This window comes from Streptomyces dengpaensis (assembly GCF_002946835.1).
GTDB classification, from domain to species: Bacteria; Actinomycetota; Actinomycetes; order Streptomycetales; family Streptomycetaceae; genus Streptomyces; species Streptomyces dengpaensis.
In genome coordinates this window covers 6,122,992-6,142,289 of sequence record NZ_CP026652.1, presented here as the reverse complement: position 1 = coordinate 6,142,289, position 19,298 = coordinate 6,122,992, and the positions used below count along the sequence as shown (strand labels likewise).

General features: G+C 72.1%; 16 protein-coding genes and 1 pseudogene. 8 read left to right on the top strand and 9 right to left on the bottom strand.

The window, feature by feature from the left end; genetic code table 11:
• Positions 1-82 precede the first annotated feature (82 nt).
• Entirely contained in the window at positions 83-652 is a 570-nt protein-coding gene (locus C4B68_RS28410) for a Uma2 family endonuclease (protein WP_099504582.1), read from the bottom strand.
• A 184-nt stretch (positions 653-836) separates the two neighbouring features.
• On the opposite strand from C4B68_RS28410, the pseudogene C4B68_RS28405 reads away from it, so the two are divergent.
• A pseudogene (locus tag C4B68_RS28405) lies at positions 837-1,230 on the top strand (MerR family transcriptional regulator); the annotation flags it as partial.
• Positions 1,231-1,393: 163 nt separating this feature from the next.
• Here C4B68_RS28405 and C4B68_RS28400 read toward each other — a convergent pair.
• Positions 1,394-2,830 carry an RNB domain-containing ribonuclease gene (locus C4B68_RS28400; RefSeq protein ID WP_099504546.1) on the bottom strand — a complete coding sequence of 479 codons (1,437 nt, stop codon included), beginning with the start codon at positions 2,828-2,830 and terminating at the stop codon, positions 1,394-1,396.
• Between the two features lie 120 nt (positions 2,831-2,950).
• Between C4B68_RS28400 and yaaA the strand changes: the two genes are divergently transcribed.
• Positions 2,951-3,751, top strand: coding sequence for a peroxide stress protein YaaA (gene yaaA, locus C4B68_RS28395; protein ID WP_099504545.1), 801 nt, complete (start codon positions 2,951-2,953; stop codon positions 3,749-3,751).
• A gap of 78 nt (positions 3,752-3,829) precedes the next feature.
• Complete coding sequence (eda, locus tag C4B68_RS28390; protein ID WP_099504544.1) at positions 3,830-4,480, top strand: bifunctional 4-hydroxy-2-oxoglutarate aldolase/2-dehydro-3-deoxy-phosphogluconate aldolase; 651 nt, start codon at positions 3,830-3,832, stop codon at positions 4,478-4,480.
• 391 nt (positions 4,481-4,871) lie between these two features.
• Here eda and C4B68_RS28385 read toward each other — a convergent pair whose 3' ends face one another.
• From C4B68_RS28385 to C4B68_RS28375, 3 genes are all read right to left on the bottom strand, one after another.
• On the bottom strand, positions 4,872-6,200 hold the full coding sequence (locus C4B68_RS28385; protein WP_099504543.1) for a bifunctional RNase H/acid phosphatase: 1,329 nt from the start codon (positions 6,198-6,200) through the stop codon (positions 4,872-4,874).
• 74 nt (positions 6,201-6,274) lie between these two features.
• Entirely contained in the window at positions 6,275-7,018 is a 744-nt protein-coding gene (locus C4B68_RS28380) for a zinc ribbon domain-containing protein (RefSeq protein ID WP_180289330.1), read from the bottom strand.
• The gene (locus tag C4B68_RS28375) at positions 7,015-7,875 is read right to left on the bottom strand and encodes a Nif3-like dinuclear metal center hexameric protein (protein WP_099504541.1); all 861 of its coding nucleotides are present in this window, start codon (positions 7,873-7,875) and stop codon (positions 7,015-7,017) included. Before C4B68_RS28375 ends, C4B68_RS28380 begins: the two co-directional genes overlap by 4 nt.
• 262 nt (positions 7,876-8,137) lie before the next feature.
• Between C4B68_RS28375 and C4B68_RS28370 the strand changes: the two genes are divergently transcribed.
• Together C4B68_RS28370 and C4B68_RS28365 are read left to right on the top strand one after the other, a co-directional pair.
• Complete coding sequence (locus tag C4B68_RS28370) at positions 8,138-9,451, top strand: hypothetical protein (protein WP_240634504.1); 1,314 nt, start codon at positions 8,138-8,140, stop codon at positions 9,449-9,451.
• A gap of 49 nt (positions 9,452-9,500) precedes the next feature.
• Positions 9,501-9,698 (top strand): hypothetical protein, encoded by a 198-nt coding sequence (locus C4B68_RS28365; RefSeq protein ID WP_099504540.1) that lies wholly within the window; start codon positions 9,501-9,503, stop codon positions 9,696-9,698.
• A 162-nt stretch (positions 9,699-9,860) separates the two neighbouring features.
• On the opposite strand, the gene C4B68_RS28360 is transcribed toward C4B68_RS28365, so the two are convergent.
• From C4B68_RS28360 to C4B68_RS28350, 3 genes are all read right to left on the bottom strand, one after another.
• Positions 9,861-10,817 carry a 3-oxoacyl-ACP reductase gene (locus tag C4B68_RS28360; RefSeq protein ID WP_099504539.1) on the bottom strand — a complete coding sequence of 319 codons (957 nt, stop codon included), beginning with the start codon at positions 10,815-10,817 and terminating at the stop codon, positions 9,861-9,863.
• Between the two features lie 31 nt (positions 10,818-10,848).
• A complete protein-coding gene (locus tag C4B68_RS28355; RefSeq protein ID WP_099504538.1) occupies positions 10,849-11,925 on the bottom strand; it encodes a Zn-dependent alcohol dehydrogenase in 1,077 nt (358 codons plus the stop codon).
• 75 nt (positions 11,926-12,000) lie between these two features.
• Positions 12,001-12,912 carry a MaoC/PaaZ C-terminal domain-containing protein gene (locus tag C4B68_RS28350; RefSeq protein WP_099504537.1) on the bottom strand — a complete coding sequence of 304 codons (912 nt, stop codon included), beginning with the start codon at positions 12,910-12,912 and terminating at the stop codon, positions 12,001-12,003.
• Between the two features lie 336 nt (positions 12,913-13,248).
• Between C4B68_RS28350 and C4B68_RS28345 the strand changes: the two genes are divergently transcribed.
• Both C4B68_RS28345 and C4B68_RS28340 read left to right on the top strand, forming a co-directional pair.
• Complete coding sequence (locus tag C4B68_RS28345) at positions 13,249-14,793, top strand: histidine kinase (RefSeq protein WP_099504536.1); 1,545 nt, start codon at positions 13,249-13,251, stop codon at positions 14,791-14,793.
• Positions 14,794-14,798: 5 nt separating this feature from the next.
• Positions 14,799-15,431: a response regulator transcription factor gene (locus C4B68_RS28340; protein WP_099504535.1), complete on the top strand. Its 633-nt coding sequence runs from the start codon at positions 14,799-14,801 to the stop codon at positions 15,429-15,431.
• Between the two features lie 285 nt (positions 15,432-15,716).
• On the opposite strand, the gene C4B68_RS28335 is transcribed toward C4B68_RS28340, so the two are convergent.
• The gene (locus C4B68_RS28335; protein WP_099504534.1) at positions 15,717-17,150 is read right to left on the bottom strand and encodes an MFS transporter; all 1,434 of its coding nucleotides are present in this window, start codon (positions 17,148-17,150) and stop codon (positions 15,717-15,719) included.
• A 269-nt stretch (positions 17,151-17,419) separates the two neighbouring features.
• Between C4B68_RS28335 and C4B68_RS28330 the strand changes: the two genes are divergently transcribed.
• Positions 17,420-19,159: an MFS transporter gene (locus tag C4B68_RS28330; protein ID WP_099504533.1), complete on the top strand. Its 1,740-nt coding sequence runs from the start codon at positions 17,420-17,422 to the stop codon at positions 19,157-19,159.
• The last annotated feature ends 139 nt before the right edge of the window (positions 19,160-19,298 follow it).

The following is a 19,298-nucleotide window of genomic DNA, read 5'->3' as shown; positions in this document are numbered from 1 at the left end:
ACCATGTTACCGGGCGTGTGGCGCGCCTCGGTCCGGCCGTCTCCAGCACCGAGCCGGCGAGGGGCCCCATGGCGCAGGGCGACTACAGGAAGTCCGTTGTGTCCAGCTCGATAGCGAAGGGCTCCGGGAGGGTGAGCGGTTTACCGAAGGGGAGGGTGCAGTGCTGACGGTAGTCGTCGCCCTCCGGGGCGCTGAACAGCGTGATCTGGGCGGTCTCGCGGTCGACGAGCAGGTAGAGGGGGATGCCGCCGCGGGCGTAGCAGCGGCGTTTGGCCTCACGGTCGGCCCTCGGCCTGGTGGACGTTACTTCCAGCACCATGGCAACCCCCGCGCAGGGCATCCAGGAATCGGCACCCCGGTAGAGCCGCAGCTCCGCCGGGGCGAATGTGCCGTCCGGGATCGCATGGTCCCTCGGGCAGCCACCCCCGCTCGCCAGCTTCAGTCCCTTGTTCCCGGAGAAGTCCATGTCGGTCTTGGACCGCCTGATCACCTGCTTCATCATCCGGTTGATGTAGTCCTCGTGGTCCCCGTCCGGCGGCGGCGTCACGACGATCTCCCCCTCGATCAGCTCGGCCCGGAAACCCTCCGGAGTATCCAGGGCGAGAAAGCCCTCCAGCAGGACCTCTTCCTGCGTGAGCGGCTCGTGTGCCATGGCAGTCATGTCACGCCCCTCCTTCGGTCGCTCGCCAGATTCGGACATCGGTGGATCACCCGTCCAGGAGATCGGGAACTCTTCCCTCGATCGTGGCACACGATCACGGCCGCCGTCAGGGACAGCCCGACGCGTCGAGCCGCTCGCTTGCCCCCTCCGCAACGTCAACGTTTCTACTGAGGGCATGCGGATCGGAGAACTCGCCACTGCCGTCGGCGTCACGACGCGGACCGTGCGGCACTACCACCACCTCGGGCTGCTGCCCGAGCCCGAGCGGCTGCCGTACGTCCCCCACTCTCGACTACGCTCGAGCGGGCGGTGCCCCCATCCGCGACTACGGACTGCGGCACGCGGTCGTCCTCGCCCGGATCCGTCGGCTGACCGAGCTGGGGCTCGGCCTCGCCGAGGTCCGGGACGTCCTCGCGGACGACGCGGGGCGCGAACTCGGCGAGGTGCTCGCTGAGTTGGACGAGGACCTGGCACGCCAGGAGCCCGCGATCCGGGAACGGCGGGCCCAGTTGCGCGCCCTGCGGGAGCGGGAGCTGCCTCCCGAGGGCCCGGTCTCCCCCGAACTGGCCGAGGGAGTACTGAATCTGGCCGTCGGAGCCCAGACGAACGTCACGCTCGAACTGGCCTCCTCCGTCGACCACTTCACGTTCTTCGGGCGGCGCAGGTCCGTCCACCTTTTCCGCTTCCACGCAGACGAGGCCGACGTACTTGCAAAGGAACTGACGAAAGAACTCACACCGGCACGAACTCCACCCTCTCCGTCCCCGGGTCCGCCTGTATGAGCCGCACCCGCAACCGCTCCCCCAGCGACAGCCGCGCCCCGCCGCCCGTGATCCGGGCGAAGACGGCCGGGGACTCCAACTGCACGGTCCCCACGGTGGGTTCACGCTCCTGTACGTCGACCACGCAGCCCTCGAAGACGTCGCCGACCCGGTCCTTGAGCAGCGCTGCCTCGACGATGTCGACGCACTCGCGCTCGATGGCACCCGCGCGCCGGGCGCCGTCGGCCATCTCCCTGGGGAGGGCGTCGAGGGCCGCGAGCACCCAGTCGGGGGGCGGCTGGTCCGCGGCGGCCGCGAGACAGAGCTCCGAGGCGTAACGGTCGACGAGGCGGCGCAGCGGTGCCGTGCAGTGGGCGTAGGGCGCGGCGACGGCGGAGTGCGCGGTGACCGCGGGGAGCGCGCCGTCGCGGAAGACGGTGTAGCCCGCGCCGCGCAGCAGCGTCGTGCACTCCTGGAGGAACGCCGCGTGGTGCGGCCGGTGCGGGTCGAGGGAGCGGATGAGCTGCGCGTACGAGACATGGTGCGGCCACTCGATCCGCAGGGCCTCGGCGGTGCGGCGCAGCCGGCCCACCGCTCCGTCCGGTGCGGCGGGCAGCGTCCGCAGCACCCCCGTGCCGTACGCGAGCATCAGCTCGGCCGCCGTCATCCCGGTGAGCAGGGAGAGCTGCGCGTTCCAGCCCTCGGCGGGAAGCGGGGCGCGGTAGGCGAGTTCGTACGTGTGGTCGCGCTCGACGATCTCCTGCTCGGGCACGTTGAGCGAGATGCCGCCGCGCTCCCCCTCCAGCCGCTCCCGCAGCACCCCGACGTCCTTGAGCAGGGCGACCGGCTCCTCGGCCGTCCCCGCGTCGATCAGCCCCTGCACCTGCGCGTAGGTGAGCTTGGCGCGGCTGCGGACGAGGGCACGGCGTACGTCGGCCGCCACCGTACGGCCCTCCGCGTCGAGGTCGATCGTCCACAGCACGGCCGGGCAGGTCTGGTCCGGGAGCAGACTGGCGACGCCCTCGGACAGCCGCGTCGGATGCAGCGGGACCTTCTCGTCCGGGAAGTAGAGGGTCGTCACCCGCCGGTGCGCCTCGGCGTCCAGGGCGCCGCCGGGTACGACGAAGGCAGCGACGTCGGCGATCGCGTACCGCACGCGGTAGCCGCCCTGCTCGCGCCGCGCGAGGTGCATCGCCTGGTCGAGGTCGGCGGAGGTCGGCGGATCGATGGTGAACAGAGGGATGACCGTCGCGTCGTAGGAGGGGAGACGGGGTGCCCGTTCCGCCTCCTCCAGTACGTCGGCCGGGAAGCTGTCGGGCACACCGAGCTCGGTCCGCAGCGCGCGCAGGGCCGCCCGCAGGGGGGCCTCGGCTGCGCCGGCGATGACGCGGATGTGACGGCGAGGCATGGACTGAGCGTAGGCCGCGCGGTCGCGGTCGGCACTCCCGGCGCCTTCCAGGCCGGGGAGTGACCGCGCGGCACCCCTTAGGCTGGCGCGGGGCCCATCCACCGTGAGGAGAAAACAACCGTGCTCGTGCTGCTGCCGCCCTCCGAAGGCAAGGCTCCCTCCGGCCGAGGAGCCCCGCTGAAGGCGGAGTCGCTGTCCCTGCCCGGCCTCGCCGAGGCACGTCAGGCGGTCCTCGACGAGCTGGTCGAGCTGTGCGCGGGCGACGAGGAGAAGGCCCGCGAGGTGCTCGGCCTGAGTGAGGGCCTGCGCGGCGAGATCGCGAAGAACACGGACCTGCGGACGGCGGGCGCCCGCCCGGCCGGAGAGATCTACACAGGTGTCCTGTACGACGCCCTGGACCTGGCTTCCCTGGACACGGCGGCCAAGCGGCGCGCGAGCCGTTCGCTCCTCGTCTTCTCCGGCCTGTGGGGCGCGGTCCGGGTGACTGACCGGATCCCGTCGTACCGCTGCTCGATGGGCGTGAAGCTGCCCGGACTCGGGGCGCTGGGCGCGCACTGGCGTACGCCGATGGCCATCGCGCTGCCCGAGGCGGCCGGCGACGGGCTGGTGCTGGATCTGCGGTCCTCGGCTTACGCGGCGGCGTGGAAGCCGAAGGGCGAGGTCGCGGGGCGGACGGCGACCGTCCGGGTGCTGCACGCGCAACTGGTGAACGGGGTCGAGAAGCGTTCCGTCGTCAGCCACTTCAACAAGGCGACCAAGGGCAAGATCGTACGCAGCCTGCTCACCGCGGGCGCGGCGCCGAAGGACCCGGCGGCGCTGGTGGAGGCGCTGCGGGACCTGGGGTACGTGGTGGAGGCGGAGGCGCCCGGCAGGGCGGGCAGGCCGTGGGCGCTGGACGTGGTGGTGACGGAGATCCACTGAGCCGCCCCCCGACACGGCCCGTTGCAGCATGCGCAACGACCTTTGCGCATGCTGCGAGCGCTGTGCAGGATGAACGGCATGACGTCGCCGCTGCCCTCGTCCCCGCCTGCCTCCGTCCTGGACCTCGCCCCCGTGGTCCCCGTCGTCGTGGTCACGGACGCCTCCGACGCCGTACCGCTGGCGCGGGCGCTGGTCGCGGGCGGGCTGCCCGCGATCGAGGTGACGCTGCGGACACCGGCCGCGCTCGCCGCGATCCGGGCGATCGCGGCGGAGGTGCCCGACGCGGTGGTCGGCGCGGGCACGGTCCTCTCGCCGGAACAGGTGGCCGACTCGGTGACGGCGGGCGCCCGCTTCCTGGTCAGCCCGGGCTGGACGGACGTACTGCTGGAGGCGATGCGGGGGTCCGGGGTGCCCTTCCTGCCGGGGGTGTCCACCACGTCGGAGGTCGTTACGCTGCTGGAGCGGGGCGTGCGCGAGATGAAGTTCTTCCCGGCACAGGCGGCCGGCGGGACAGCGTACCTCAAGTCGCTGGCGGGCCCGCTGCCCCAGGCGCGCTTCTGCCCGACGGGCGGAATCGGCCTCGCCTCCGCGCCGGAGTATCTGGCACTCCCCAACGTCGGCTGCGTGGGCGGCACTTGGTTGCTCCCCGCCGACGCGCTCGCGACGAAGGACTGGGGACGCATCGAGGGCCTGGCACGCGAGGCGGCGGCGCTCGGGCCACGCGGTTGAGGATCCGCGTGCTCGGGTCACACGGACCACGATCCGCGCGCTCACGCCACACGGACCACGATCCGCGCGCTCACGCCACACGGACCACGATCCGCGCGCTCACGCCACACGGACCACGATCCGCGCGCTCACGCCACACGGACCACGATCCGCGCGCTCACGCCACACGGACCACGATCCGCGCGCTCACGCCACACGGACGACGATCCGCGCGCTCAGGCATCTCGACGCGCTCGCGGAGGAGTTGGCGGAGTACGTAGCTGCGAGCGAGCCCGGCGGGACGCGCTCGGATTCGCCGTGCCGCTGCGACTGGGGTGTCCGGAGGGCGAGTTGGGTGCGAGCCCTGGCTGCCCGGCGCGGGTGCGACGGGTTCGGCGCGGGTGCGGCGGTCTCAGCGCAGGTGAGACGTGTCGTTGAACAGCCGGACGCTCGCGTTGCCGTCCGCGTAGTACGCCACCGCCGAGAGCGAGGCCGCGGACAGTTCCATCCGGAACATCGACTCCGGCGGGGCGCCGAGGGCCAGGCGTACGAGGGTCTTGATCGGGGTGACGTGCGAGACGAGCAGCACGGTGCGGCCCGCGTACGCGGCCGTCAGCTTGTCGCGGGTGGCCGCTATGCGACGGGCGGTCGCCGCGAAACTCTCGCCGCCACCGGTCGGTTCGGCCTTCGGCGAGGCGAGCCAGGCGTCGAGGTCGTCGGGGTAGCGCTCCCGCACCTCGCCGAACGTCAGCCCTTCCCACGCCCCGAAGTCCGTCTCGCGCAGCCCTTCCTCGACGACCACGTCGAGCCCGAGGCGGGCGGCGATGGCTCCCGCGGTCTCCCGGGTCCGGGTGAGCGGCGACGACACGATCGCCTGGATCGTGCCGCGCGCGGCAAGCGCCGCCGCGACCCGCTCGGCCTGTTCCCGTCCCACGTCCGACAGCGACGGATCGCTTCCGCCGCTCCCCGAGAACCGCTTCTGCGGGGTCAGCGGGGTCTCGCCGTGGCGCAGCAGGACGAAGGTGGCGGGAGCGCCGAGGTCAGGGGATGCGCCCCATCCGACGGCCGGGGCCGGGGTCGTCCCGGCTTCGCCGGGGGGTGCCTCACTCGGCCCGGTCGCCACGTTCCCTGCGGCCCGCACGTCGGCTTCGGCCTTCGCGGCTCCGCCGCGGGGCCGCGCGGCAACGGGGGCCCGCCCCTCGGCCAGTGCCGCGCGGGCCTTCGCCGCACCCGCCGCCGCGTCCCCGGGCGGACCCGACGGCTCGGGCACCGCCGATCGTGCCGCCCGCGCGTCCAGTTCCGCCGTCGACGCCGACGGTGACCATGCCTCCCCGCGCCGCCCCGCGTCCATCGCCTCGTTGGCGAGCCGGTCGGCGTGCTTGTTCCGGTCGCGCGGAATCCACTCGTACGTGACCTGGGTGGGCGGGAAGACGCGGGACGCCTCGGCGGCCAGCGGCTTCATGTCCGGGTGCTTGATCTTCCAGCGGCCGGACATCTGCTCGACGACGAGCTTGGAGTCCATGCGGACGCGGACCGAGGCGGACGGGTCCAGTTCGCGGGCCGCGCGCAGGCCCGCCACCAGCCCTCGGTACTCCGCGACGTTGTTGGTGGCGACGCCGAGGTACTCGGCGCGCTCCACCAGCGTCTCCCCCGTGGCCGCGTCGATGACCACGGAGCCGTAGCCCGCGAGCCCCGGGTTGCCCCGGGAACCGCCGTCGGCCTCGACGATGAACTCCCGCACGCGACAGGCCCCTTACAGACTCACGGGCTTACAGACCGGAACAGACTGACTGGCTTCGGATCAGACTTACTGGCTTACAGACCGGACTCGGACGTGCGCACCAGGATGCGGCGGCAGTTCTCGCAGCGCAGCACGGTGTCCGGGGAGGCCGCCTTCACCTCGTTGACCTCGGTGATGTTGAGCTCGAGGCGGCAGCCCTCGCAGCGGCGCTGGTAGAGCCGGGCCGCGCCGACGCCGCCCTGCTGCTCGCGCAGCTTGTCGTAGAGCTTCAGCAGGTCGGCGGGAATGGTGCCCGCGATGACCTCGCGCTCCTTCGTCGCGGTGGCCGCCTCGCCGTCGAACTGCTCGAAGGCGGCGTCCCGGCGCGCCGTCGCATCGTCGATCTTCGACTCGACGGAGGAGACCCGCCCAGTCAGCTCGGCGACGCGCTCCTGCGCGGACTCCCGGCGCTCCATGACCTCGAGGACGACGTCCTCCAGGTCACCCTGGCGCTTGGCGAGGGAGGTGATCTCGCGCTGGAGGTTCTCCAGGTCCTTGGGCGAGGTGACGGCACCCGAGTCCAGGCGCTGCTGGTCGCGGACGGCACGCTGGCGCACCTGGTCGACGTCCTGCTCCGCCTTGGTCTGCTCGCGGGCGCAGTCGCTCTCTTCGGTCTGCGCGGCGACGAGCAGGTCGCGCAGCTGCGTGAGGTCCTTGTTCAGCGACTCGATCTCGGCGTGCTCGGGCAGCGACCTCCGCTTGTGCGCCAGCTGCTGCAGGCGTACGTCGAGGGCCTGGACGTCGAGAAGTCGGATCTGGTCGGCGGGCGCGGCGTTCAGTTGGGGGCTCCTGATGTGTCGGTAGGGGAGGCCGCGTGGGCGGTCCAGGGGTCGGTGACCGTCTTGGAGACGTGGACGCGAAGTCCCCATCCGTGCCGGTCGGAGATCTCGTCGAGCTGGGCGGCGGCCAGCTCGCACCAGGGCCACTCGGTGGCCCAGTGCGCCGCGTCGAGCAGCGCGAGAGGGCTGTGAGCGCGATCCGCGATGAACTCTGAGGCCGGGTGGTGACGCAGGTCCGCGGTGAGGAAGGCGTCCACGCCGGCGGCGCGTACGTCGTCCAGGAGGCTGTCGCCGGAGCCGCCGCTGACCGCGACGGTCCGTACGAGCGCCTCGGGGTCGCCCGCGACGCGGATGCCCTGCGCGGTGGCGGGCAGCCGCTCGGCGGCACGCACGGCCAGCTCGCGGACGGTCAGCGGGTGGTCCAGCTCGCAGACGCGGCCCAGGCCACGGCGGCCGTCCGGGTCGGTCGGGTCCGGCACGAGGGGACGTACGACACGGAGGTCGAGCGCGCCCGCGAGGGCGTCGGAGACTCCCGGATCGGCGCGGTCGGCGTTGGTGTGCGCGACGTGCAGCGCGATGTCGTTCTTGATGAGGGTGTGCACGGCCCGGCCCTTGAAGGTGGCGGCCGCCACCGTCGTCGTACCGCGCAGATAGAGCGGGTGGTGGGTGACCAGCAGGTCGGCGCCCAGCTTCACCGCCTCGTCGACGACGTCCTGGACAGGGTCGACGGCGATCAGGACACGGGTGACGTCCTGGTCGGGGTCACCGCAGACCGTGCCGACCGCGTCCCATCCCTCGGCCCTCTCAGGGGGCCAGAGAGCGTCGAGCGCGGCGATGACTTCAGACAGACGGGGCACGGCATTAGGCTACCCGCCTTATGTCCGTGCCCGACCAGCCGTGGCAGGTCACACCGGGCACGGACCGGTCGACCAGGGCACACGTGGCGACCGGGGGCTGTCCCTCGTACCCCACCCCCGTCTCCCCACCATCCTTCAGCACACCCTCCCCCGTTTCCTCAGGCGAATCCCGACATGGCCACCCTTATGTGTGAAGCGGCCGCCTGTCGGTCCCACGTCTGTGCGTGCGAAAACTAATTTCGTCGCAGGAGGTGACCGAACGATGACGGCCTGTGCGACGGAGTCCACGGCGGAGCCCGCGGCGGAGAACGAGCACGACGAGCACGACGGGCACGACGACGAGCAGCACGAGCAGTACGAGCACAAGTGGCCCCCGCGTCCCGCCTGTGTGATCACCGCTGACGGCACGTACGCGGCGCGCCTCGCCCTCGACGGCGAGTGCTGGTACCCGGAGCGCTGGACAGTGGACGGCCCCGAGCCGTACGCCGTACCTCTGCCCTCCCACCAGCCGGAGGAGCCCGGCACCGAGGTGCTGCCGCTGACGGATGGAAGGGTGCTGATCCACCGCGTGGTGGACGGACGCCACGCGTTCTCCCTCCTCTACCCGACCGGGCCCGGCACCGGCGAGCTGCCGCTCGGCGCGGTGGAGTGCCCCGACGAAGGCACCCGGCTGCGGCTGCTGCCGCCCTCCCGGGCCGGAACACACGCGTACGCCCTCGCCGTGGGCCGTGGCTCCACGGCGGTGTGGCTGGTGGCGGGCGGCGCGTTCGGCCCCGAACACCTGGCCGAGGTGCCGGGCCGCTGCTCGGGCGGGGTGTGGCTGGACGACACCGGCCGCCTGCTGGCCCTGGACCGCTTCCAGGACGGCCGCACCAAGACGGTCGTCGTCGACCTGGAGCGCGGCGGCGAGGTCTCGCCGCTCCTCCAGATCGCCGAGCACAGCAACGACCGCCTGCTCCTCGCGGACGCCGACAGCGGACTCCTCCTCATCCGCTCGGACGCCCCGTCCCCGGGCCACGACCGCCTCGGCTGGGGCGTCCTCGGCAGCACGCTGCCGGTCCGCTTCCCGGAGTGCCTGCGCGCGACGGACTGCGCGCTGACACCCTTCGCGATCCAGCCGGGCCAGGTCCTGACCCCGGAGACCTGCGCGGTCGCCCTGCGCATCGACGGCCCGGACGGCACCTGGCTGGGCGTCTGGCGCCCCGCCGAACGCCAGGTCCACCATCTCCCGGCCCCCGAGGGCTGGTTGGCGGGAACCGGCCTGTGGACCAGAGAGGGGGTGCTCCAACTGCCGTACGCGACGGGGGTGGTGGCGTGCGGCGTGGCTCGGGTCGGAGCACCCACGGGGGCGGGGGAAGGGGGCCCTGGCCGAGAGCACCGGAAGCCCGGTCAGGGCCCCGAGGGCCGGTTACCCGTACGCCCGGTACCCCTCCAGCAGTCACCGTTGAACGGTCGGCTCCCCTACCCGGTGAACGGCCCGCTCCCCTCCCCGGTGAACGGCCGACTTCCCTCCCCGGCCCGACCGGCACCGAAGAACAAGTCCGCCGCCCACACCCCCGCGATGACCGGCAGTTAGAATCCCCCGGCTGTAAAGAAGGATCTTGCATACGGGGTGAACACTTCAGATGAACGACGCCAGCACGACGGAACCGCCCGCCACCAACGCCCAGGGGACCCAGGGAAACGAGGGGCACGGAAGGCACCGCGGCCCGGTCGTCGGCCGTGACGACGCGGCGAGGCCACAGGGCCGCCACCGCAAGCCGTCCGGCCAGGGCGACCGAAGGGATGAGAACGGCCAGTTCGGCCAGGGCAGCACGGCCTGACGGCACGTCGAAACAGGCATCACGGCCCCGCTCGCGCACTGCGAGCGTGCTTTCGCCGCGCGCCCGAGGTGCGCGGCCGCCGCGAGCTCGTGGCCGAACTCTTCTTCCGGCACTATCTGCCGCAGCTGACGCACCCGCCCCTGTCGACGGACGGACGCCTCCTCAGCGGTGAGAGCTCTCCCGGTCGTGCCTGAGCCCCAGCACCTCCACCGCCGCGAACGTCTCCCCCTTCGGGCGGTCGGCGTAGTGCGGGGTGAGCAGCGCGTCCAGTTCGTCGTACGTGAAGACGTCCTGCTTGGTGTCGAACTTGGCGGCCACCCACGGGCGTTCGACGATCGCGACCATGCCGCCGTGCACGACGAGGAACTGGCCGTTGACATGCGCGGCGGCGGGCGAGGCCAAGTAGCCGACGAGCGGGGCGACATGCCCCGGGGCGAGCGGATCCAGCCCTTCCGCGGGCTCACCGATTCCTGCGAACACGTCATTGGTCATACGGGTCCGGGCCCGCGGACAGATGACATTCGCCGTGGCGCCGTATTTCGCGAGCGCCAGCGCGGTCGATGTCGTCAGCCCGACGATCCCGCCTTTGGCGGCCGCGTAGTTGGGCTGTCCGGCGGACCCCGCGAGGAACGCCTCCGACGAGGTGTTCACGATCCGCCCGTACACGGGCGCGCCGGCCGCCTTGGAACGCGTCCGCCAGTGCACGGACGCGAAGTGGGTCGTGTTGAAGTGGCCTTTGAGATGGACCCGGATGACCGTGTCCCACTCGTCCTCGGACATCGAGAACACCATCCGGTCGCGCAGGATGCCCGCGTTGTTGACCAGGATGTCGAGCTTCCCGAACTCGGCGACCGCCAACTCGACCAGCGCGCGGGCCTGTTCGTGGTCGGCGACATCCCCGGTGTCGGCGACGGCCCGGCCGCCGGCCGCGCGGATCTCGGCGACGACCTCCTCGGCGGGCATGGCGGACGCCTCGCCGGTGCCGTCCCGCCCGGAGCGGCCGTAGTCGTTGACGACGACGGCCGCTCCGAGCCGGGCGAGTTCGAGCGCCTCGGCCCGTCCGAGCCCGCGTCCCGCACCGGTGACGATCGCGCTCAGCCCTTCAAGTGGCAGTGACATCAAGGTCTGTCCTTCACCAGGGTCGTCGGGGTCAGATCTCGATGCACGTACGCAGCGCGGTGCCCGTACGCATCTGGTCGAGGGCCTCGTTGATCTCGGCGAGCGGTACCCGGTGGGTGATCAGGCCCTCCAGGTCGATGCGGCCCGCGCGCCACAGGGCGATGGTCCGCTCGTACGACCGCAGGACGTCCCCGCCGCCGTACATCGAGGGCAGGATCCGCTTCTCGTCGAAGAACAGCTCGAACATGTTGAGCTGCAGGAAGTCGTCCAGGGCGCCCGCGCCGACGACGACGAGCGTGCCGCCGCGCCGAGTGTTCTCGTACGCCGTCCGTGCCGTGGCCGACTTGCCGACGACCTCGAAGACGTAGTCGAAGCCCTCGCCGCCGGTGACCTGCTGCTTGGCGTCGGGCAGTCCGTCCGGCGAAACCGCCTTCGTGGCACCGAACGTGAGCGCGGCCTCGCGGCGCGAGGCGACCGGGTCGACGGCGACGATCTCGGCGGCGCCCTTGAGCCGTGCGCCCTGGATCGCGGAGATGCCGACACCGCCGCAGCCGATGACGGCGACCGACGAACCGGCGTCCACGTCCGCGGTGTTGAGGGCGGCGCCCAGGCCCGTGGTCACTCCGCAGCCGATGAGGGCCGCGATGTCGTAGGGCACGTCGTCGGGGATGGGGACCGCGCAGCCCGCGTCGACGACGACCTCCTCGGTGAAGGTGCCGGTGCCCGCGAAACCGAAGACGTCACCGCCGGGCCGCTTGAAGTTGGGGGTGCCCGCGTTCATGAACCCGGCCAGGCACAGTTCCGTCTGGCCGCGCTTGCAGGCGGGACAGGCCCCGCAGGCCGGCAGCCAGCAGACGACGACGCGGTCGCCGGTCTTCACGTTGCTGACGCCGTCGCCGACGTCGATGATCTCGCCGGCGCCCTCGTGTCCGGGCACGAACGGCGCGGGCTGCGGCAGCACGCCGTTCATCGCGGAGAGGTCCGAGTGGCACAGCCCGGTGGCCCGCACCCGGATCCTGACCTTGCCGGGCCCGAAGCCCACCGCCTCGACGTCGTCGTGGACATCGAGTTTGTCCTGCCCTATCTCGTGCTGTACGGCTGCGCGCATGGTGCGGCTCCCCTCAGGACGGTCCGTACGACGGTCAGGCGTGCTACGGCTGTGTACGACAGCTGCGTACGACGGTCAGGCGTGCTCGACGACGGTGTCGGCGAGGACCGGCGCGTCGTCCCTCCCCCACTCTCGGCTTCGCTCGAGCGGGGGGACCCCCATGCCCGCGCTCACCGCCACCCGGACCCCGCCGTCCCGCACCCACATCCGGATGCGCAGGGTCTCGCCGGGGAAGACGACACCGGCGAAGCGTGTGGAGTACGAGCGGACGCGGGCCACATCGCCGCCGAGAACCGTGTCGACGACTGCCTTGAGCGTCATGCCGTACGTGCACAGCCCGTGCAGGATCGGCCGGTCGAACCCGGCGAGTTTGGCGAACTCGGGGTCGGCGTGCAGCGGGTTCCAGTCACCGGACAGCCGGTAGAGCAGGGCCTGGTCCTCGCGGATCGGGCGCTCGACGGTCCTGTCGGGCTCGCCGGCCGGCGGTTCGAGGCGCGTGGACGGTCCCCTGTCCCCTCCCCAGCCGCCTTCTCCTCGTACGAAGATCTGGGCGTCGTTCGTCCAGAGCGGGCCCTCGGCGTCGGTGACCTCGGTGCGCATGACGAGGATCGCGGCCTTGCCCTTGTCGTACACGGCCGCGATGCGCCCGGTGGCGAGCGCCGTGCCCTCGACCGGGATCGGGCGGTGCAGTTGGAGGCTCTGGCCGCCGTGCAGGACGTGCGCGAGGTTGACGTCGACGCCCGGCATGGAGAGGCCGCTGATCACGCCCGGTGAGCCCGCGCCGGCGACGGTGGCGAAGCTCGGCAGGACGTGCAGCCTGGATTCGAGGGTGTAGCGCAGCTCGTCGGGGTCGGTCGCGGGGCTTTCCTTGTCGGGATGGGCGCCCGCGCCCAGGCCCAGGTGGTAGAGCTGGACGTCCTTGTGCGTCCAGCTGATCTCCTCGGTCCGGGGCTCTGCGGCAACGGCCTTAGCGGCGTCAATGGGCATGGGGCTCCTGATCACTAGTGCGAGAGACCTCGGTGCGGCCGTCCGCACCGTCGGCCGCACCGAGGTCGGCACCGTCCGCGGAACCCGCCCGTTCTAGAACGCGTTCCAGTCCGGCGACCCCCTGTATAGCCCAGCTCCCGGTACTTGTGAAGGCTCCTGACACTACGTCAGCTACGGTTCGGCGCTCCGGGCAGTGCTCCGGGCACCCGTGACATTTGTCCCGGCCGAATGCTGACAACCGCATCTGCCGGGCCGGGCTCGCGGCCCCTAGCGTCGTCCTCATGACACATGCCGCCCGGGCGGGGCGGCATTGACGACGGGGCGGAGAGCGGGGACATGTCCTGGATGCGAGGAGTCACCTGTCAGGTGAACGTGTGGCGGGCGGAGCGGACGCGCTGGAAGGCCGACGCGGAACGGTTCAAGGCCGCGCGGCGGGCCGCCCGCGCGAGTGGCGGGACGATGCCCGGGGATGCGCCGCCAGAGCCGGGTCCGCCGCCCACCGGCTTCGCGCTGCTGCCGTGGTTGCTGATGGGCATGGGTGCCTTCTCCAACCTCTTCCAGGGCCAGGCCCCGAATCCCTGGATCGGCGGCCTGGGCCTGCTCACCTTCAACTCCCTCTATGTCTATGTCACGTTCCGCGCGTTCGTGAAGGAGAAGCGCGAGGCGATGTCCAACCGGGTGGCGCTGGTCCTGATGGGCCTGCTCACCTGTGGACTGGCCCTGGGGTACGGGGGCAGCTGGCTGTACTTCTTCCCGCTGCTCGGGCTGGCCACCGGGGCCGTCCTGCGGGGACCGCGGCTCGGTCTGATCGGCCTCGGCCTGACGGCGCTCGCCGCCGCGGTCGCCGTGGTCCGGGTCGGCTGGGACGCGGTGAGCGTGGCGTACGGCACGTTCCTGTCGACGATGGTGACGGCCGCGATCCTGTCCCTGTCCGAGGCGGTACGGGAACTTCGCGCCGCCCGCGAGGAGCTGGCGCGCCGCGCCGTCGAGAAGGAACGCCTGCGCTTCTCCCGCGACCTGCACGATCTGCTCGGCCACACGCTGTCGGTGATCGTGGTGAAGTCCGAGGCCGCCCGCCGACTGGCCCACCATGACCTGGACGCGGCCCTCGTCCAGGTCACGGACATCGAGTCGGTCGGCCGCCAGGCCCTGACCGAGATCCGCGAGGCGGTCACCGGCTATCGCGAGGGCAGCCTCGCCACGGAACTGGACCGGGCCCGCTCGGCCCTGTCCGCGGCGGGCGTCGAGCCGGTCGTACGGCGGTCGGGCCCCCCGCTCGTCCCCCAGACCGAGGCTCTCCTGGGCTGGGTGCTCCGCGAGGCCGTGACCAACGTCGTCCGGCACAGTGGCGCGACCCGCTGTGAGATCACGCTCGACGGTACGGCGGAACGCGTCCGCCTGACCGTCACGGACGATGGCACGGGTACGTACACGCCGGAGCCGTTGCCAGATCCGTCGCCGGAGCCGTTGCCGGAGCGGGAGCCGTCGCCGGAGCGGGAGCCGTCGCCGGAGCGGGAGCCGTTGCCGGAGCGGGAGCCTTCGCCGGATCCGGCGCCCGGCATCGACGGGACCGCACTCGGGCCCCGGGCCTGCGTCGGCGGCACCGGCCTCAACGGCCTCACCGAACGCCTCGCGACGGCGGGCGGCTCCCTGGAGGCGGGACCGGCTTCCCGCGGCGGCTTCCGGATACGGGCCGAACTCCCGGTGGACGCCGCGGACTTGACGGAGGCGTCGGCCTGGTCGCCGAACGGCGTCTTGCCCGGCGTCGTCCCGGACCGCACCGCCGGAAACAACCTCGCCACCGGCCGGCCCCTGAACTGCGGGACCGATGCCGTCCGCGACGCAACGCGGCGGGCTCTGCCGCCTACCCTGGCCCCGTGAACGAGATGCCCCGGGACCACCGTCCCACCAAGTCCATTCGCGTCCTGCTCGCCGAGGATCAGGGCATGCTGCGGGGCGCGCTCGCTCTGCTCCTCGGGATGGAGCCGGACATCGAGGTGGTCGCGCAGGTGTCCGCGGGGGACGCGATCGTGGACGCGGTGCTGACGCGCCGGCCCGATGTGGCGCTGCTGGACATCGAGTTGCCGGGCATGAGCGGGCTGGACGCGGCGGCCGAACTGCGCGACCAGGCGCCCGACTGCCGGGTGCTGATTGTCACCACCTTCGGGCGGCCCGGGTATCTGCGCCGGGCCATGGAGGCGGGGGCCGCCGGGTTCCTGGTCAAGGACGGGCCCGTGGAAGAGCTGGCCGAGGCGATCCGCCGGGTGCTGACCGGGGAGAGCGTCATCGACCCCGCGCTCGCCGCGGCCGCGCTGAGCGCCGGGCCCAATCCGCTCACCACCCGCGAGTGCGACGTCCTCAAGGCCTCGGCGGACGGCGCCACCGTCGCCGACATCGCCGCCAGGCTCCACCTCTCCGAGTCCACCGTCCGCAACTACCTCTCCTCCGCCATCGGCAAGACGGGCACCCGCAACCGCATGGAGGCCATGCGAGAGGCCCGCCACCAGGGGTGGCTGTAGCCCCGAGCCGTTCAGGGCGGTGCCCCGAGCCGTACGGAGCCTGGCCTCACCACCGGCCCGCGACCCGAGCCCGGCGTCACCACCGGCCCACACCGGGCCCGGCCCCACCACCAGCCCGCACACCGAACCCGCCCAACCACCGAACCTGTGCACCGAGCCCGGCCTCGCACACCGAACTCGACCCCACCACCAGCCCGCACACCGGACCCAGCCCCACCACCAGCCCTGTACGCCGGGCCCCGCCCCACCATCGCCCCCACGCCCGGAGCCCCCGCACACCCGCCCTCAACGCTCCCGCGGAGACGTCCCGCGCGGCAGCCACGCCAGCATCAGCACCGCCCCGGCCAACAGCAGCACCCCGCTGGTACGGAACGCCAGCGCGTATCCCGCGGTCATGGCCTCTGCCGACGTACTGTCTCCCGTCCGGGTCGCCGCGATCGTCGACATGATCGCGAGTCCGAGCGAACCGCCCATCACCCGCGAGGTGTTGACCAGACCCGACACCAGTCCGGCGTCTCCCGGCGCCGCGCCCGAGGTGGCGAGCGCGGCGAGCGGTGTCGCGGCCAGGCCCGCGCCGGCCATCATCAGGATCCCCGGGAACATGATCGCCGTCAGGTACGGGCCGTCCGCCGTCATCGTCGACTGCCAGCCGAAGCCCGCCGCCGCGACCAGCGTGCCGAGGGCGGCCACATTGCGCGTCCCGACCACGGGCATGAAGCGCGGCGCCAGTTTCGAGCCGAGGACCACCGCGAGCGAACTCGGCACCAGGGCGAGCCCGGCGCCCAGCGGGGAGTAGCCCAGCACGTTCTGCGCATACAGCGTCATGAAGAACCACATGCAGAACATCGCGGACCCGCAGATGAACATGGCCGCGTTCGCCGACGACACCGCCCGCAGCCGCAGCAGTTTCAGCGGCATCAAGGGCGCCTTCGTCCGCGCCTCGACGACCAGGAAGAGTCCGACGAGGCCGAGACCCACGAGCAGCGGCACCAAGGTCACCGCCGCCGTCCACCCCTGCGCCTCCGTCTGCACGATCCCGTACGCCAGTGTCGCGAGCCCCGCCGTCACCAGCACCGCGCCCGGCAGGTCGAGGCGCCGCCGGTCCCCGGCCCGGCTCTCCACCAGCCAGCCTGCGGCGCCGGCCAGTACCACCGCGCCGACCGGCACGTTGATGAGCAGCACCCACCGCCATGACAGGCCGTCAACCAGCAGCCCGCCCACGAGTCCGCCCGCCGCCCCGCCTCCGGCGCCCACCGCCGTCCACGTCGCGATGGCCCGCGCGCGTGCGGCGCCCTCCGGGACGGCCGAGGTGAGGATCGTCAGCGTCGAGGGCGCGAGGACGGCGGCTCCCAGCCCCTGCACGGCCCGTGCGACCAGCAGTTCCCAGCCCTCCTGGGCGAGCCCGCCGCCCAGCGAGGCCAGCGTGAACAGCGCGAGCCCGACCAGGAACATCCGCTTGCGCCCGTACAGGTCACCGGCCCGCCCGCCCAGCAGCATGAAGCCGGCGAAGGCGATCGAGTACGCGTTCACCACCCACTGCAGCCCCGTCGCACTCAGCCCCAGGTCGGTCCGCATGGACGGCAGCGCCACGTTGACGACCGACACGTCCAGCACGACGAGGAACTGTCCGGCGCACGCTAGCGCGATCACCACCCACAGGGGCGACACGGTACGTCCGGATATGCGGGTGTCTTCAGCGGCTCGGAGCATGGGCGTCATGCTCTCAACACCCTTGCACCCCTTGCATCGGGATTTCGCCGCACGCGCCCTCGGTCACGAGACCTAGGCCTGGCTGGAAGCGTTCCGTTTTGACGGCACGTCAGATGTTCACGAGGAGGTCAAGAATTCGTTAGTAAGCCAAAACATCGGAATAGTTGCCTGGGCACACCGGGTTTCTCCCTACGCGCGTCCCGCACGGCTCGCCCACACACTTCCATTCCTCAGCGCTCTTGAGCACACCTCTCCTTCCGGCCTGGAGGCCCCACGTAATGACGCACACGACGACCGACCAGCCCACGCGGAGGCCGAGCGGCACGACCGTGCCGGTGCTCGCCTTCGCGGGCATCGTTGTCGCGGTGATGCAGACCCTGCTCGTCCCGATCATCAAGGACCTGCCGACGCTGCTGAGCACGTCGCCCAGCAACGCCACCTGGGTCCTGACCTCGACCCTGCTCTCGGGCGCCGTGGCCACGCCGATCATGGGCCGTCTCGGCGATCTCTTCGGCAAGCGGCGCATGCTGCTCACCAGCCTGTCCGTGATGGTGGTCGGCGCGCTGATCAGCGCGTCGACCAGCGCCCTGCTGACGATGATCGCCGGCCGTACCCTCCAGGGCTTCGCCATGGGCGCGATCCCGCTGGGCATCGGCCTGATGCGCGACATGCTGCCGCGCGAGAAGCTCGGCTCGGCCATGGCCATGATGAGCTCCTCGATCGGCGTCGGCGGCGGACTCGCGCTGCCCGCCGCGGCCCTGGTCGCGCAGAACACGAACTGGCACGCCCTCTTCTACGGCGCCGCGGGCCTCGGCGCCCTCGCGATCGTCCTCATCCTCCTCGTCGTGCCGGAGTCCCCGATGCGCGCCGAGGGCACCTTCGACATCCTGGGCGCGATCGGCCTCTCCGCCGGACTCGTCCTCTTCCTGCTGCCGATCACCAAGGGCAGCGACTGGGGCTGGACCTCGGCCACCACGCTCGGACTGTTCGGCGCCGCGGCCCTCGTGTTCGTCCTGTGGGGCGTGATGGAACTGCGCCTGAAGGCTCCGCTGGTGGACCTGCGCACCACGGCCCGCCCGGCGGTGCTGTTCACCAACCTCGCCTCGATCATGGTCGGTGTCGCCTTCTTCGTCGTCTCGCTGGTGCTCCCCCAGCTGCTCCAGCTGCCCACCTCCACCGGCTACGGCCTCGGCCAGTCGATGGTCGTCGCGGGTCTGTGCGTGGCGCCGCTCGGCCTGACGATGATGTTCACCGCTCCGGTCTACGCGCGCCTTTCCACCCGGTACGGCCCGAAGTTCACGCTGATCACCGGCCTGCTGATCATCGGGATCGGCTACGGCGCCGGCCTCGGCATGATGAACGCGGCCTGGCAGACCATCGTCCTGTCGGTGGTCCTGGGCGCGGGCATCGGCCTCGCGTACTCCTCGCTCCCCGCGCTGATCATCGGCGCGGTCCCGGCCTCCGAGACGGGCGCGGCGAACGGCCTCAACACCCTGATGCGCTCCATCGGTACGTCGGTGTCCAGCGCCGTGATCGGCATGGTCCTCGCCAACACGGCGAACAACGTCGGCGGCGCGCAGATCCCGACCATGCACGGCTTCCGCGTCTCCTTCCTCATCGCCACGGGCGCGGTGGCGATCGGCCTGCTCATGGCCGTCTTCCTGCCCCGGCAGCGCCAGGCGACCAAGCCGCAGCTGCGCGCGAGCACCGAGGAGGAGGCCGGCCTGGAGCGGGCGCAGGAGGCGCTCGGCGGGTTCCGCGGCCGGGTCCTCGACGCCGACGGCGGCCCGGTCGCCCGCGCCAAGGTCACCCTGATCGACCGGCGCGGCCGCCAGACGGGCGCCACGCTCTCCGCCGAGGACGGCAGCTACGCGCTCGCCGTGCCGTCCGAGGGCGCGTACGTCCTGGCCGCCAAGGCCACGGGCCACGGCCCGCTCGCCTCGTCCGCGACCCACGCGGGCGACGACCGCCCGGTGGAGCTGGACCTCTCCCTGCCGGGCAGAACGGTCTCGGCCTGAGACCCACGCCACCCGCACGCCACCCGCACCCCCTGTCGCTTCGCCGGCAGGGGGTGCGGCAGCATAGGGGCGCCCACAGTCCCGTACGACGCCTCCTTCGACTCCTCCGTCTCCTTCGTCGTACGACGCCTGCTCGCAC